This is a genomic window from Staphylococcus pettenkoferi, assembly GCF_002902685.1.
Taxonomy (GTDB): domain Bacteria; phylum Bacillota; class Bacilli; order Staphylococcales; family Staphylococcaceae; genus Staphylococcus; species Staphylococcus pettenkoferi.
Map to the genome: position 1 here is coordinate 1 of NZ_PPRN01000002.1, position 15940 is coordinate 15940.

Sequence of the window (15940 nt, forward strand, 5' to 3'; positions counted from 1 at the left end):
TGTACTCGAGACGCTTGATGGATCTAGACCACAACGAAAATCCATTCTTCGAGCTCTTTGAGCGAAAAGAATTAGTTGAGTGTGGTCCCATAAGCAAGCGAGAGTTATAACATTGAAAATTAGATATTTTTAATGTTGTTCTAGTCTCTTTTGTATAATAAAAGAAAAGAGAAGAGAAACCGGAACTTTCAACATCATTGTTAACCTCCAATTAAACATTCAAGGGTAAATAGAACATATAAGATATTTTTTCTTCAATTGAAAATTAGGGAAATCCCTATAAAAGTAAGAAAAATTACTATATTAAACAATAGGGATTGCCCTATATTTAAAGCGTTCACATAATATTCAAGAAGATATAAATTTATCGCAATAAATAATATCTTATAATTGTAATTGAACGAAGTTAGGCAGATAATGAAAGTACAAAGTTAATAAGTGGAGGGAACTTAATATGTTAACTGAATCAGAAATTCAAACAATTAAAGATACAGTACCATTATTACAAGATAAAGGGACTGAAATCACTTCAATATTTTACCCTAAAATGTTCAACAACCATCCAGAACTTCTCAATATGTTTAACCAAACTAACCAGAAAAAAGGTATGCAATCAACTGCACTTGCTCAAGCAGTATTAGCTGCAGCGATGAACATCGAGAACTTAGGTGCAATTGCTCCAGCGATCATGCCTGTTGCATACAAACACTGTGCACTTCAAGTTTATCCTGAACATTATCCAATTGTTGGTGAGAACTTACTCGCTGCAATCCAAGATGTAACAGGACTTTCTGAAGACGACCCAGTAATTCAAACTTGGGCGAAAGCTTACGGCGAAATTGCAGATGTATTTATCAAACTTGAAAAAGAAGTTTATGACGAAATGATGTGGATGGGCTTCAAACCATTCAAGATTACTAAAATTACTCAAGAAACACCAGACATCAAAGCATTTACTGTTGAAACAAATGACTATGATTTAAGCCAATATAAACCTGGTCAATATATCACTGTTGACGTAACAAGCGACAAACTTCCTTACCGCGCTAAACGTCACTACTCAATCGTGAGCGGTGACGAACATCACCTTACATTCGGTGTACGTCGCGACGTTGTTGATGGTCACGAAGGTGAAGTTTCTACAATCTTACACGATGAGTTATCTGAAGGCGACACAATCAACTTATCAGCGCCTGTAGGTGGATTCTTACTCAATAACTTAGAACAACCACAACTCTTCATCGGTTCTGGTGTCGGTATCACACCACTTGTTTCTATGTTTGATGCTGCATCTAAAGAAGGTAGTCAATCTCAAATGATTCAAGTTGCACCTTCTGAAGATCAAGTTCCATTCAAAGAAATGATTGAAGAAATCACACAACGTGATAACGCAAACTTACACCTACATCTTAAAGATTCTGAAGGCTATTTAGAAAAAGATGAATTAACTCAATATCTATCTGAAAGCCCAGAAATCTACATTTGTGGTGGTACTTCATTCTTAAACTCAATTATGGAAGCTCTTAAAGAACTTGAATACGACATGTCTAAAGTACACTACGAAGTATTCGTTCCACGTTTAAGTGTTGAAGTTTAATCGCATATTTTAAACGCTCAAGTTCATTGAGCACACTTGGCATTATCAGTGAAAGTGCTGAAATTAAATAAGAATCTCGATTATGAGATATACGAGAAGAATGAGCAATCGTTAGGGTTACTCATTCTTCTCTTTTTTATGAATAATGAAGCGGTTGATATAGGAAAAATACCTTATTGAGAGTGAAAATGTTTTATAAAGCATATATCTTGTGGAATCGATTCGTGTTCGTCATCATATATTTATATATCAACTTCTTAGGGTATAATATAGCATCTGTATATCAAGAAGTAGGCGTGAACTAAAAGTGTAAAACAAACCATAAACATAAAAATTGCATAAGTTTATGGTAAACGCGTAGAATGAAAAAGTTGGTTTTTACTAGATAAGAAAGAAAAACAGATATATTAAGCGCTAAGACGTCTACGTATACAACCTTACCTAAATGAACAGGTCTAACAAAAATGATTGAGCGTCTTAGCTTCGCTTCGAGAAAAAGTCAAGAAGAAAGAAGGGTTATATGTGGCGGACAATTCAACTTCAAGTATGAAACAGAACATCCCATTGTTTATCGTCTTACTTTTAGGGGCGTTTATCACAATCTTAAACCAAACGCTTCTCGGTACAGCACTCCCGCCAATCATGAAAGATTTAAAGGTAGATGAGAACACGGCCCAATGGCTACAATCTATCTTCATGCTCGTCAACGGTATTATGATCCCGGTCACAGCGTTCTTAATTGAGCGTTTCACATCAAGACAACTCTTCCTATCAGCAATGGCCATCTTTGCGGTAGGTACGGTCTTCTGTGCAGTGGCACCTGAATTTACAACGATACTGATCGGTCGTATCTTACAAGCGGCTGGTGCAGGTATCATGATGCCACTCATGCAAACGTTACTCTTTATGTTGTTCCCTAAAGATAAACGCGGAACAGCGATGGGCTTATTTGGTTTAATCATCGCCTTTGCGCCAGCGATCGGTCCGACATTATCAGGTATTCTTGTCGAACATCTCACATGGAGAAGTATCTTCTACATTATCTTACCAATCGCAGTGATCAACATTATCACAGCATATTTCTTATTACGTAACGTGACTGAGTTGAAACATCCGAAACTCGACAAACTCTCAGTTGTGTTATCTACACTCGGTTTCGGAGGCTTGTTATATAGCTTCAGTAGTGTTAGTGGCGCAGGTTGGCTCAGCGTCCAATTTATCCTACCGCTTATTGTCGGCGTGGTTGCGCTTTACATCTTCATCACACGTCAGCTCAAGCTCAAACAACCAATGTTGGAATTCCGCGTCTTTCAACATAGTATCTTCACACTAGGTACCATCATGAGTATGATTGTGTTTGGTGTCATGATTTCAACGAACGTCATCCTGCCACTTTATATGCAGAATATGTTACAGTTCAGTGCGCTTGAATCCGGTCTCGCTCTTTTACCAGGTGCCGTGATTATGGGTGCGATGAACCCGCTCACAGGTTATATGTTTGATAAGTTTGGTGGAAAATGGCTAGCAAGAGTTGGACTATTTATCTTATTCGCTTCAAGTATGGCGTTTATTAACTTAGATAGTCATACAAGCTTCACTTATCTTGCAACAATGAATGCAGTTCGAATGGTTTCTATCGCAATGGTTATGATGCCGATGACTACACTATCTATCAACCAATTACCAAATGAACTCATCCCACACGGTACAGCGATGAACAACACCTTCAGACAAATGGCTGGTGCGATCGGTACAGCTGTCTTTATTACGATTATGTCAGTCGGTGCTGATCCATCACGTGGTATGGACGGCGTTATCCACGGTGTTAACATGTCCTTCCTTGCCTCAGTCGTCTTAGCAGGTATTGCTTTCTTAATGTCATTTAAGTTAAAAGATGAGAATGACGATGGAAAACGCACACGTCGCAAATATGCCAATTAATGGCAAGTGAGGGAAGTCTGCCCGCAGTATAAAAGTGGAAAATTGAGCATCTTGAAGCTCATTAAATTCAATAATTGAAGTGAAGAAAAGTCGCTCCAGCAACATCACGTTGGAGCGGCTTTTTAATATTGAAAGATAATGGGTATGCTTTGAAGATGCTACTTAGATTTAAAGCCATTAATAATAATACTTAAGTATTAAATTGAACTTTCTAGTAATCCTAAGATTATGTGTTGGTGAAAAGATAATACATTCAGTGATGAATAGTATTTCTACCAAGCATTACTACTATGGCTCATCATAGCGAAAAGAGAATTGAACGTGTATCATATGAATTAAGAATTATGATGAAAAGTCGAGATCAAAGGAGTCTATCTCATGAAGATATTAATCATTGAAGATGATTTGGTTATCGCAGAAAGTTTACAAGCTGAACTCAATAAATGGCACTACGAGGTTGATATTGCACGAGATTTCAGTGCGATTATGGAAGAATTTGAACAGAGTAATCCGCATCTCATCTTATTAGATATTAAATTACCGTCATTCAACGGTTTCCATTGGTGCCAAGAAATACGACGTCACTCTAACGTGCCCATTATCTTTATTAGCTCGCGTACGGACAATATGGATCAAATTATGGCAATTCAAATGGGCGGCGATGATTTTATTGAGAAACCGTTTGATATGTCATTAACGATAGCTAAGATTCAAGCTCTGATGCGACGCACGTACAACTTCACAGTAGACCACAATCGTCTTGAAGTGCAGAACTGTCAGCTACTGATAGATGAAGCGAAGTTAAGCTATCAAGGACAATCTGAGAAATTATCCTTTACTGAGCTACAAATTATGCAGTCATTATTTCAAAATGAAGGAAAGTATGTAAGTAAGACAGATTTAATTGAAAAATGTTGGGAATCTGAACATTTTATCGACGATAATACACTGGCAGTCAATATGACTCGCATTCGCAAGAAACTACAAAATATCGGCTTACCTCATTTTATTGAAACGAAGAAAAATGTAGGCTATCGGGTAAATTAAGAGGTGAAAGAGAATGAATTTCTTAAAAACCATCAGTAATGAAGCACTGATTATTTTACTCATATTAGTGTTATTCTTATTCATATTCTTTGTCTTTTCATTACCTATGACGCCGTTATTGTTAGCCTTAGCGATTATCGTCTTTGTCTTCGCTATTTATGCATTTTATCGTTATATCAGCTATCAAAAGCATCAGCGTCTTGAGGAACAAGTAGAAAAGTTAGAGCAAAGTCTGCATAATGTACGAAATGAACAAATTGAATATAAGAAGGAAGTAGAAGCTTACTTTCTGACGTGGGTGCATCAGATGAAGACGCCGATTACTGCATCTAAACTTCTGCTCGCTAGAAACGAAGAGGGCATGGTGAATCAACTGAGACAAGAAATACTTCAAATTGACAACTATTCCAACTTGGCGCTAAGCTATTTGAAATTATTGAATCATAATACGGATATGGTGCTCGCACCTGTCACGATTGATGAGTTGATTCGACCGCTTATTAAGAAATATTCAATTCAATTTATAGAGAATCAAACGAAGATCCACTATGAGAAATCGACTGCTAAAGTAATTACTGATGCACGTTGGTGTTCTATTATGATTGAACAACTCTTGAATAACGCTTTAAAATACGCGCGAGGACAAGATATTTGGATTAATTATAATGAGAATGAACAGAAACTTGAAATAAGAGACAATGGCATTGGGATTAGTCGTGCAGATTTGCCGAAAATCTTTGACCAAGGTTATTCAGGATACAATGGCCGTTTACATGAAAAATCAAGTGGAATTGGATTGTTTATTGTGAAGCGGATTTCCAAGCACTTGAATCACTCTGTAGAGGTAGAATCTGAACTAGGTGAGGGTGCACGATTTACTATTCAATTTCCACAGCACGGCAAAGAAAGAGGATAACAAGAAAGAAGCGACTACACTTATAAGAAAGAGAGAGAAGTATAGTCGCTAGACAAAAGATTTATGTTATTTTGTGAGTACAAAGGAGCAAGTTGAGCTCATTGTTCAGAGATTTTTGATTGTTAGAGATTGATTCCTGCATCTTAGAAGTGTGTTTAACCATTAGTCTTAAATTTAAACTTTCACTTAATAATATCATTAATAATGTAATGTCAAAACAGATTTATAAAATAAATGTACAAAGAATTTCTAATCACTAAAGCGTAAGTTTCAAATTTTTATAATAGCTAATAACGATAATCATTCGAATCTCATAAACTTAACCCTATTTCATTTAATTTAGAAAAGGTAAAGTTTGTACTCACTCAAAAATTCTGACTTTTATTTAAGGCCTCCTCCTTTGGACACTCTTATCATATAACATTTTTGTGATTTCAGCTATAGTCAATTTTATACTATTTTTATATTTCAATTGCATACTACTTAAATAATGTAATAGGTTTTACTAAATGAGTTAAAATTTGAATGGTTAAAATAAGATAAATGGTGTTGGACAAGAATACTTGTAATTGTCATTAAAATTTTAACGATCTCAAACACCAACTATAATCATACAATTTTACTGACTTCGACTTCCTAATTTCCAACTTTACGTCAAAAAAATCACCCCACAAGCGACCGAACTTGTAGAGTGATTCCTATTCTGATCTATCTTATTTACCTGTCTCATTTTTCACCATTAAATCAATACACATCACGTTGATAACGTTGTTCTTTACGCATTTGCGTGACATATTTCTCGGCATCTTTCTCAGAGAAATGACCTTCTTTCTGTAATACCTCAATCAATGCATCATGCACGCCTGTAGCCATTTGATCTTTATCGCCACAAACGAAGAGTGCTGCGCCGTTAATAATCCAATTATAAATCGTTTCGCTATTCTCTAATAAACGATGTTGAACATAAACTTTCTCGTCTGTATCACGTGAAAAGGCTAAATCTAACTTACTTAAATAACCCTGTTCGCGCCAACTTTCTAATTCTTCCTCATAAAGATAATCTGTTGCTTTGTATTGATTGCCAAAGATCAACCAACTATCTTTTTTCAACTGTCGTTCTTGTGCTTCTTGTAAATAAGCACGATAAGGTGCAATTCCTGTACCCGCACCAATCATAATAATCGGCGTGTCATCTTCAAATGGGAATTTGAAGTTCGGGTTTTTACGGAAATAAATTGGAATGTGATTGCCAGGTTGTAAGCGATCGGCAATTTGTACTGAACAAACACCTTCTCTAGAGCGACCATGGGCTTCATAACGCACTGCACTCACTGTAATATGAACTTCATTTGGCGTCTTCTGATTACTACTTGAAATAGAATACTCACGTGGTGGAAGTTTACGTAACAATTGTTGCAACATCTCAGGTTGCAATTGTTGAGGCGGATAATCCGTGAGTAAGTCGATTAAATCTCTGCCATATGCGTAGGATTTCGCCCAACCGTCATCTAGTAAGTGCTCAGATAAATCTGCGTTATCAAATATATCTCCGGCAGTCGTCAACAAGGTCGGTGTTAATTTCGTAATTTCGAAATGATAAATCAAGGCTTCTCTAAGCGTAGCCGTTTCACCTTCGTGATTTACTGGTACTTCTACATCTTGTTCCCAACCGAGTTGTGTAATCAAGGCATCTACGAGTTCAGGATTGTTGGCTGGAATGATAGTTAAGATATCGCCAGGTTCGTATTGAGTTTGATTCCCGTCGATTTGCAACTCTAAATGGTGTACTTCCTTGTTAGATTCAGGTTGTGTTAATACTTCATTCTTGAGCACTGTGGACTGGAATGGATTAGCTTTCGTATATTGTTCAGACGGTGTGGCGACATCGCCACGTGTCACCGAATCTTCTGGCGCTTGAGTGATGACACAAGCTGAACCATTGGGGTCATGTACAGCCTCATTTGCTGTGTTGGTTGAAGCCGCTTCATTTTTGTCATTAGCCGTCGCATCAGTTGTGGCCGACGCCTTTGATTTCCCAGCAATTTCATTGTCAGAAGACTCGTCCGCAACATTCTCATCAGTTTTATCAGCAGAATCCGCATCAGTAGCTGTCTTATCGCTATCTACAGGATTAATCGCATTGAGTACTTCAAGCATTTTATCCATCCACTGTTCTGCCGTTTCTTCAAAGTCGAAATCGCAATCCACACGAGGAGCGATGCGGTTACCGCCTAACTCTCCAAGAATGTGGTCGAAATCTTTACCTGCCTGACAGAAATTATCGAAGTCCTGGTCACCTAGTGCGAGCACCGCAAAGTCCACAGCTTCCATGCTTGGTGCATCATCGCCGTGCAAGTATTCGTAAGTGTCCAACGCATTGATTGGTGGTTCGCCCACACCTTGCGTAGAACAGATGACGAATAAGGGGGAAGTCTGCGGGAGGTCTTCCGTAGTGAACTCGTCCATCTCATAGAGTTCAGTATTAAAGTCATGGGCTTGTAATTTCTCTTCAAAGTCCTCGGCTACACACTCTGCGTTCCCTGTTTCTGTACCGAAGAGGATGGTAATCTTCTCAGGTCGCTCTGAAAGTGAGCTATGACGCTCACTTGCGCCTTCGCTCGCTTCTGCTACCTCTTCCTTCGCATTCTCGTTTGAATCCGCACGCGTGTCGTTGGCCGTCTCAGTTTGTGCTTGTTGTTGCGCTGCATGGTCCTCTTCCACTTGCGCTTTCTCGGACTGGCTCAAGAGATAGCCACTTAACCAATTCTCCTGTTCTGGCGTGAGTGTAGGTAATATTTTATTTAAAAGTGTAAGTTGTTCTTCACTAAAGGGACTATTCGTTGAATTGAGTTGCAATCCATATCACCTCTCATTGCTATTGTAATCCTATGATTGAGTGGGTTAAACTAATTCGTTCGCGTTCGATTGTAATTCGTTATATGTACTATCAGTATACATGATTTAGTGATTGAGTTGGTTAGGTTAAAAGGAGTTGAAGTGTCGTTGAGAAGTCTTTACGCTTAGCCAAACTAGCTCATTTTTATAAAATGCAAACCCACTCATTCTAACCCACATCATAGAGAAAGGCTTAGACGCGATTGCTATACGCACGTTTAAGCCTCATCTCGTATACTATTCTTTAATCGCAAAGGCGCGGACTGGGAAGCCTGGCGCATCTTTCGGCTTCGGACTAATCGTGTAAATAATAGCTCCACGCGTAGGGAGTTGATCTAAGTTCGTTAACAGTTCGACTTGGAATGTATCTTGACCGAGTACATAGCGCTCACCAACGATATCGCCATTGCGAGCAGTGTCGACAGAAGCGTCAGTATCAAACGTTTCATGGCCGATTGCTTTAACACCACGTTCTTCAAGTAGGAACTTCAACGCATCGAGTCCCCAACCAGGCAAGTGCTGGTTGCCATCCTCATCTTTATTCTCAAACGCTTCAGTATCCGGCCAACGTTTAGACCAATCTGTGCGTAAAGCTACGAACGTGCCACTTTCGATTGCACCATGTTTAGACTCCCATTCGAGTAAATGGTCACGCGTGAGCACGAAATCAGCATCCTCTTGTGCCTCTTTAGCGTAATCTAACACGATGAGCGGCAAGACGAGTTCCTTTAAATCAAGGTCGTTTAAATAGCGCTTATTCTCGACGAAATGAATAGGCGCATCAATATGTGTACCGTACTGAGTGACGATATTCCAACGTTGTACGAAGAAACCATGTTCTGGCACAGTAAATAGCGTCGACACTTCTGCCTTTTCAAAGTCACTGAAGCGTGGAATCTCCTCGTCAAAGGTGTGGGTTAAATCGACCCACGTGGCCGACTTCAGTTGTTCAAGTTGTTTCCATAGTGGATAGCTCATGTGTATCACCTTTCCTTTATTAAAATGCGTAAATAATGACTGATAGGGTATTTCTTATCTAATCGTTGAATATGAAGATCGTGAGGATTCATGAAACATTTTAACTATCATAAATCCTCATCAACCTTGAAGAGCGGATTCATTCCATCTCAATCAAGACGTCTTCTCTAAATTATCTTCACGTAAATGACGTACTGCCTCTACTAGCACACTCAAGGCTTCTTTCACTTCTTCTTCTTTACGTGTCTTCAAGCCACAGTCCGGGTTCACCCAGAACAATGAACGGTCAATATTCTGTAAAGCACGCGTAATCGCTGTCGTAATTTCACTTTCTTTAGGAATACGTGGACTATGAATGTCATATACGCCAAGTCCAATTCCTAAATCATACGTAATATCTTCAAAGTCTTTGATCAAATCACCATGACTACGTGACGTTTCAATAGAAATCACGTCTGCATCTAGCTCACGAATAGCATGAATAATTTGTCCAAATTGAGAATAGCACATATGCGTATGAATTTGTGTCGCATCTGCCACTGATGATGTCGCTAAACGGAAGGAATGAACGGCTTTCTGTAAGTAATCTTCATGATATTCAGAACGGAGCGGTAAACCTTCACGCAAAGCAGGTTCATCGACTTGTATAATACGTATACCCGCTTCTTCCAATGCGAGCACTTCCTCATTAATCGCGAGCGCAATTTGATCTTGTACGCGTGAACGAGGAATGTCTACGCGTTCAAATGACCAGTTCAAGATAGTCACAGGTCCTGTTAACATACCTTTGACCGGGTGAGTAGTGAGACTTTGCGCATACTTCGTTTCAGCTACCGTAATCGGTTCTGTCCATTTCACATCACCATAGATGATAGGTGGTTTCACAGCACGAGATCCGTAAGATTGCACCCAACCGTATTTCGTTACGAGGAAGCCTTGAAGACGCTCACCGAAGTATTCCACCATGTCGTTACGTTCGAACTCACCGTGGACGAAGACGTCGAGTCCGATATCTTCTTGAATGCGAATCCAGCGCGCGATTTCTTGTTCTAAGAACGTACGATATTCTGCGTCGGAAATGCGCTGATTCTTCCAATCCGCCCGTTGTTTACGCACCTCAGTGGATTGAGGGAATGAGCCAATCGTAGTTGTAGGTAAATCCGGCAACTGTAAGTGTTCTTGTTGTGCGACGCGGCGTGTCTCAAATGGCGATTGGCGCGCCGTGCGTACAGCATCGAAATCGTACTCTGCGTTTTTGAAGTCTTGTTGGTTAAAGGGTTCATAACGTGCTTGTAATGTGTTGAACTTGTCCGCGTCGTTATCGTTGAAGAGGCGTTTTAATGCGTCTAGTTCATCGAGTTTCTCCGTCGCAAAGCTTAAACCTTCTGCGATATCTTCTTCGAGCTGTTCATCATCGAGTGATACAGGCACGTGTAAAAGGGAAGATGACGGCTGAATCACGAGTTCGTCTGTATAGTCTAACAACGTCTCAATCAAGTGCTTTTTATCCTCTAAATCTGCAGCCCACACGTTGCGACCGTCAATAATTCCAGCATAAATCGCTTTCTCTTTACCGAGATAACCAGACTGAATTTGCGCTAAGTTGTAACCATGGTCGTGCACAAAGTCTAAACCATAACCTTTCACAGGTAAGGTGTTCAGAAATTCGATGTTTGCGCGTTCAAAGTACGTTTGAATGACGAGCTTGTCGCCTAACCCTGCTTCAGCAAATTCATCATATGCACGTTGCGTTATCGTTTCATATTTGGCACTATCGTCTGTCACGAGAATAGGTTCATCGATTTGAATGTAAGGCGCACCTGCTTCAACGAGTTCTGTTAATACTTGTCGGTATAACGGAAGTAACGTTTCCACTTTCTCTTCAAATGACTGCGCACCACCTTTCGATAATGCGACAAAGGTAATAGGACCGAGAATCACAGGATGCGCCTCGACGTTAAGAGATTGCGCAAATTCATACCGCTCGAGTAATGTATTGTGCGTCACTTGTGGCTCGACGTTGTCCCACTCTGGAACGATGTAGTGGTAGTTCGTGTTAAACCACTTAATCAAAGCACTTGCGACGTGTTCTTTATTACCACGTGCGATGTCGAAGAGTAAATCTGTATCGACAGGGCGACCTTGGAAACGTTCAGGAATAATGTTGAAGAGTAGAGATGTATCTAACACGTGATCATAGAGTGAGAAGTCTCCTACGGGAATGCTGTCGAGATGATAGTGCTTCTGCAGTAAGAGGTTCTCCTTGTGTAACGCGTTGAGCTGTTCGTGCAGTTCCTCGAGTGTAATGCGGTGTGCCCAGTAACTTTCAATGCCTTTCTTCCATTCTCTCTTTCTACCTAGTCTTGGAAATCCTAAATTTGATGTTGTAATTGTCATAATAATGCCTCCTGTTTCGTTGAAGTGATCGTTTGTGAATACTGTGCGAGTTCAATGGTCAAGTCCACGCGTTGAAATGGTGTGATGAGATATAGGCCATTGAAGTAGCGATGGACAGTCTCAATCAATGCTTTCGAGAGTTTGAGACTCAGTGCTTTCGTCTTTGCTGCGTCATCTTTTACCGCTTCAAACTGCTCCAAGATGTCGTCGGAGAGTGTGATACCTGGGACTTCATTGTGTAAAAATAACGCATTGTTGTAGCTCGTTATCGGCATGATACCGATATAAAACGGCGTTTCTAAATGTTTTGTAGCTTCATAGATTTCTTGAATCTTGTCACTGCTGTAGACGGGTTGCGTAATAAAGTAATGTGTTCCGTGCTTGATCTTCTGTTCCGCCCTTTTAACTGCGTGGTCTAAGCGACGGACGTTAGGATCAAAGGCGCCAGCGATGTTAAAATGCGTACGTTGTTTCAACTCTGCACCGTCTGTATTGATGCCTTGGTTAAAACGCAGGGCCATCTCAGTGAGCCCTCTCGAATTCACATCATACACGTTGGTAGCACCGGGTAAATTTCCGATGCGTGCAGGATCGCCGGTAATCGCTAATATTTCGGTGATATCGAGTAAAGATAGACCGAGAAGATGAGACTGTAAGCCAATTAAATTGCGGTCTCGACAGGTGATGTGCACTAAAGGTTCTAAGTTGTATTGCTGTTTGATAATGCTTGCCGCTGCAATGTTACTTATACGCACAGTGGCGAGCGAATTGTCGGCTAAAGTAAGGGCGTCGATACCTAGTTGGTCGAGTTGTTGGACGTTGTCGAAGAAAGTGGACGTATCCAAGTGCTTCGGTGTGTCTAATTCGACGATAATCGACGGGCGTTGTTTGACGATGGACGTCAGATTCTTCTTACGTGTCGCTGTCGGTTGATTGCGTTCACGCTTCTTAATCGGGATGACATTTTTACGTGTCACCGGCGACAAATCTTTAACTGCTTGCTTGATATAGCGCACATGTTCAGGTGTCGTGCCACAACATCCTCCAATAAGCCGGACGCCTTCGTTGATGAGTTTTTGAGCCATTTTACCGAAATAAGCAGCATTATCGCTATAACGTATTTCTTGGTTCTCAATATCGAGCAGACTCGCGTTCGGATAACACGAGAGATAAGCGTCTTGTGGCAGGTCGATATGTGAGAAAGACTGCTGCATGTGATGTGGGCCGTGGTGACAGTTGAGCCCCACGATATTCGCACCACATTTGACGACGTGCTGAATTGCTCGGTTAATCTCTGTGCTGTCCTTCAGATAGTGCGTGTTCGAAGCGGTGAGTTGCGCGATAATCGGACGGTCGGTCATCTCTCGGGCGAGCTTGATGACAGCGGTGAGTTCCTCTAAGTCGTAGTACGTTTCAAAGAGTAGCGCGTCGACATCAGATTGGATTAAGGTCTCGATTTGTAGCTCGGTATGATAGAGAATCGTCGACAAACTCAAATCTTCTTGCGTTACGCTGCGGAAGCCTCCGACCGTACCGAGAATGATTGTCTCAGGTTGAGCTGCACGTTGAGCAATCGCTACTGCAGCTTGATGGATGTGTTTCACTTTGTGCTCCAAGCCAAATGCTTTCAACTTCTCAAAGTTGGCGCCGTACGTGTTGGTTTGGATGACGTCCGCCCCAGCTTCAATGTACGAACGGTGAATCGCTTCGATCTTCTCTGGATGAGTGAGGTTGTAAGCTTCTGGGCAGGTATCCAATCCTTCTGTGAAGAGAATCGTGCCCATTGCGCCATCACCGACGAGGACTTGGGTCTGTAGTTTGTGTAAAAGGTTATCCATCACATCCCTCCTTTAATGCGTGATTGAGGTCGGCAATCAACTCGGTTGGATCTTCAAGACCAACGCTTAGTCGAAAGAGCCCCATGTAATTTGTCTAGCCTCTCGAATGTCGTGTGGAATCGCGGCATGTGACATCGTAGCTGGGTGAGACAAGATTGTTTCTACGCCACCTAAACTGACTGAAACGAGTGGAAGTGTGAGCGCATCGACGAAGGCTTGTGCACGTGTTTCGTCTTGAAGTCGAAATCCGAGTACTGCGCCACCATGGCGTGCTTGTGAAAGATGAAGGTCGCTATGCCCGGGATAGTACACTTCACTCACTGCAGGATGTTGTTCGAGAAATTGAACGACCTTGTGCGCGTTAGCCACAGATTGGTTGTAGCGGACGGGTAACGTTTTTAAATGTTTAGCCAAAGTCCAGCTATCTTGAGCAGATAATGCCGTTCCTGTTCCGTTTTGTAAAAGGTAAAGCTGCTCCGCTAAATCGTTGCGCTTAACGATTATGGCGCCTGCGATTAAATCACTGTGGCCGCTGAGAAATTTCGTCGCGCTGTGAATGACGATATCCGCGTCTAACTGAAGCGGGGATTGACCTAAAGGTGTCATAAACGTATTATCTACAGCGACATCGATGTGATGCTGATGTGCGAGTTCTGCCGCACGACGAATGTCCGTAATTTTAAATTTTGGATTGGACGGTGTTTCCAAATAGAGTAGCCGTGTTTCCGGTCGAATCGCACGCTGAATATTTTTAATATCTGTCGTATCAACGGTAGTAAAGTGAAGGTTAAAACGATTCAGAATTTGACGTGTCAGTCGAAAGGTGCCGCCATAGACATCATCAGGCAAGATTACATGGTCTCCAGACTTCAGAGATAAGAAGACGGCTGTAATTGCGGCGATACCGGAAGCGAAAGCAAAGGCGTGTGTGCCACCTTCAAGTCGCGCGAGTTTCTCTTCCAACAGTTGGCGGTTAGGGTTGCCACTGCGTGCATAATCAAATGCCGTGTGCCCACCTAATTGCGATTGGTGAAACGTCGAAGAATCATAGAGCGGTGGGTTAGCTGAGTCGTAGGTGTGACCTCTCTGTTGATCGAAGAGGACTTCTGTTTCTGGCGATAATGTCATGTGACCACTCCTTTCTGTGCTTGATTTAATGCTTGAATAATGTCACGTTCAATGTCGTTGTAATGTTCAATGCCGACCGAGAGTCGAATTAAATATGCGTCAATACCGCGTTTAACCTTTTCCGCATCAGGCATATCGACGTGCGTTTGGGTATAAGGGAAAGTGATAAAGGTTTCTGTGCCACCCAAACTTTCAGCGAAGATACAGGTTTTGAGATTTTTTAACAATAGCCCAACGTCGTATTGAGGATTCAGTCGCAAACTCAACATACCTGTCTGTCCGCTATAGAGCACCTCGCTAATCGCTTCCAACTCCTCGCAACGCTCTGCTAAACGACGCGCGTTCGACTCTGCACGTTCCATGCGTAGGTGAAGGGTCTTCAAGCCATGTTGTAGGAGATAGCTATCAAAGGGCGAGAGCGTCGCGCCTATCATGTTGTGATAACTCCCCAGTGTTTCTGCTAAACTGTCATCTTTCACCGTAACTACTCCTGCGAGCACATCGTTATGACCGCCAATATACTTCGTCGCCGAGTGAAGCACGATATCTGCTCCGTCTGCTAAAGGTGTGGAGAGATACGGCGTTAAGAATGTGTTGTCGATAATCGTGAGCAAGTTATGTTGTTGTGCGAGTTCGTAATACGGTTGCGGGTCGATCGCAATCATCTGTGGATTGGAAATCGGTTCGATAAACAATGCACGTGTCTGTGATGTAATCGCTCGTTGCACTTCGTCATAGTTCGTGAAATCTACATAGGTAAAATGAATGTCGTAATGCGTTTCGTAATGTGTGAAAAGTCGAAAGGTCCCGCCATATAAATCAAAGGATACGAGCACTTCGTCACCAGGTTGAAAGAGGTGACAAATGAGTTGAATCGCAGCCATACCGCTCGATGTCGCGAAAGAAGCTGTACCCTGTTCAAGGCGGGCAAACGCTTCTTCAAATGCTGAACGTGTCGGATTCTTGGTTCGCGTATAATCGTAGCCTGTCGATTCACCTAGATGTGGATGTTGATAGGCGGTAGATAGGTGAATAGGGTTCGCAATTGCACCGGTCGCGTCTTGAGTGAGCGCGATTTGAGCGAATTCAGTATCTTTCATGCGTGAACAACCTCCTTGTGAGTAAAATAAAAAAAGCTTTCGTCCTTTAAACCCGATTTGAATCGGATGTAAAGGACGAAAGCTTCATTTTTCGTGGTACCAC

General features: G+C 41.5%; 9 protein-coding genes, 1 pseudogene and 1 other annotated feature (1 of these 11 cut by a window edge). Of the genes and pseudogenes, 4 read left to right on the forward strand and 6 right to left on the reverse strand.

Annotated features, from left to right (window positions below):
* The first annotated feature begins 454 nt into the window (after positions 1-454).
* The 4 genes from CD126_RS00385 to CD126_RS00400 all read left to right on the forward strand — a co-directional run bounded on the left by CD126_RS00385 (position 455) and on the right by CD126_RS00400 (position 5501).
* Positions 455-1597, forward strand: a complete 1143-nt coding sequence (locus CD126_RS00385) for a globin domain-containing protein (RefSeq protein ID WP_049405399.1) — start codon at positions 455-457, stop codon at positions 1595-1597.
* 522 nt (positions 1598-2119) lie between these two features.
* Entirely contained in the window at positions 2120-3538 is a 1419-nt protein-coding gene (locus tag CD126_RS00390) for an MDR family MFS transporter (RefSeq protein ID WP_103369868.1), read from the forward strand.
* A 378-nt stretch (positions 3539-3916) separates the two neighbouring features.
* Positions 3917-4585, forward strand: coding sequence for a response regulator transcription factor (locus CD126_RS00395; RefSeq protein ID WP_002472782.1), 669 nt, complete (start codon positions 3917-3919; stop codon positions 4583-4585).
* Between the two features lie 13 nt (positions 4586-4598).
* Positions 4599-5501: a sensor histidine kinase gene (locus CD126_RS00400; RefSeq protein WP_103369869.1), complete on the forward strand. Its 903-nt coding sequence runs from the start codon at positions 4599-4601 to the stop codon at positions 5499-5501.
* Positions 5502-6245: 744 nt separating this feature from the next.
* On the opposite strand, the gene CD126_RS00405 is transcribed toward CD126_RS00400, so the two are convergent.
* The 6 genes and pseudogenes from CD126_RS00405 to CD126_RS00430 all read right to left on the reverse strand — a co-directional run bounded on the left by CD126_RS00405 (position 6246) and on the right by CD126_RS00430 (position 15837).
* Complete coding sequence (locus CD126_RS00405) at positions 6246-8357, reverse strand: diflavin oxidoreductase (RefSeq protein ID WP_049405393.1); 2112 nt, start codon at positions 8355-8357, stop codon at positions 6246-6248.
* 276 nt (positions 8358-8633) lie between these two features.
* Positions 8634-9374, reverse strand: a complete 741-nt coding sequence (locus CD126_RS00410; protein ID WP_049405392.1) for a cyclase family protein — start codon at positions 9372-9374, stop codon at positions 8634-8636.
* A gap of 153 nt (positions 9375-9527) precedes the next feature.
* The gene (gene metE, locus CD126_RS00415) at positions 9528-11774 is read right to left on the reverse strand and encodes a 5-methyltetrahydropteroyltriglutamate--homocysteine S-methyltransferase (RefSeq protein ID WP_103369870.1); all 2247 of its coding nucleotides are present in this window, start codon (positions 11772-11774) and stop codon (positions 9528-9530) included.
* Positions 11768-13609, reverse strand: coding sequence for a bifunctional homocysteine S-methyltransferase/methylenetetrahydrofolate reductase (locus CD126_RS00420; protein ID WP_049405390.1), 1842 nt, complete (start codon positions 13607-13609; stop codon positions 11768-11770). The genes metE and CD126_RS00420 overlap by 7 nt, the downstream gene beginning before the upstream one ends.
* Positions 13602-14737: pseudogene (gene metC / locus CD126_RS00425) on the reverse strand (cystathionine beta-lyase MetC). The gene CD126_RS00420 and the pseudogene metC overlap by 8 nt, the downstream one beginning before the upstream one ends.
* Positions 14734-15837 (reverse strand): PLP-dependent transferase, encoded by a 1104-nt coding sequence (locus CD126_RS00430; RefSeq protein WP_103369871.1) that lies wholly within the window; start codon positions 15835-15837, stop codon positions 14734-14736. Before CD126_RS00430 ends, metC begins: the two are co-directional and overlap by 4 nt.
* Positions 15838-15905: 68 nt before the next feature.
* Positions 15906-15940, reverse strand: a binding site (T-box leader); it runs 336 nt beyond the window's last position.